Genomic DNA, 1,204 nt, shown 5'->3' on the forward strand with positions numbered 1-1,204 from the left:
TTCATAACGGTTTATAAATAACGATTATCCTATTTATCATTTCTCTTATGAAAATGAAAAATGATGCCATGACTATAAAGAATATAACAGCTATAGAGAATGCGTAAAAACAATAGCTTTGTTTGAATAAAGCAAAAATGCAAATGAATGCATTGGTTATAAGAGCGCGGTGCCTATTAAGACAGTTCAAATGATAAATGCGTTATAAACAAAATTCACAAAAAATTTTAAATTCATTTAGTAAAAAAACAGATCGTTTATAAAGATAAAAATACGCATTATGAAAGCGTTTCTAAATATTATCAATTATAGTTCAAAACATGACGCAATCGTTTTATAAAGCCCATAATATAGCTTTAAAAGCATATAAATAAAAAAGTAGCAATTCATAAGCATATGATATTATCAATACACAACGTGTTAAAAAAAATACGAAAAAATATCAAAAAAGATAAAATATTATTTGACAATAAATACGTATTTTGTTATATAAATACTCAAGTGCTGAAAACACTTAACGATTAGCGGATAGGTTACGAAACAATCTTTCCAAAGTCTTTAAAATACTGACTGTTTTTTATACGTATTAAAGCGTATAATGATTTTGTCGGGTGTGTCACACCATGCAATACCCTTATGGGAAAAGTGTGACGACGGACTAATCGCCGTGTTTTCAACGCCCGGCGCCTTTATAGCGCGTCAATTGAAAACTTCATTACGATTAGAAAGAATTTAAAATGACAAATTCAAACAACACCCCCCTTATATCTTTAAATGCAAATGAAACCGCTCTTGCTAATCAACAAGAGCCTGCAAAAAAATACGAATTTACAGGTGAGACAATAGAGGTTGGCTTTAAAACACTTCATAGAATTAGAGCTTTAAGAGATTTTGGAGACGTCAAAAAAGGTGATTTAGGCGGTTTTATACAAGGTGAAAGTAATTTATCCCATGATGGCAATTGCTGGGTTGGCGGTAAAGCCAAGGTTTATAGCAATGCAAGGGTTTACGATAATGCCATTGTGAGTGGTTTATGCCCATGTGAACAATATTGCTTGTATTTATGAAAATGCACGGGTTTATGGCAAGGCGGTTGTGGCTGGCAATATTTATGGCAATGCTCATGTTTTTGATAAAGCTATAGTTTATGATGGGAGCAATATTTATGACAATGCCAAGGTTTCTGGCTCGGCGCGCGTTGGTC

The 1,204-nt window shown here is 32.7% G+C and carries 1 pseudogene; it reads left to right on the forward strand.

Annotation, left to right across the window (positions count from 1 at the left end):
- Positions 1–737: 737 nt before the first annotated feature.
- Positions 738–1,204: pseudogene (locus tag ABID39_RS07860) on the forward strand (LbetaH domain-containing protein); the annotation flags it as partial.

Origin of the sequence: Bartonella japonica (genome assembly GCF_040545385.1) — a bacterium.
Taxonomy (GTDB): domain Bacteria; phylum Pseudomonadota; class Alphaproteobacteria; order Rhizobiales; family Rhizobiaceae; genus Bartonella; species Bartonella japonica.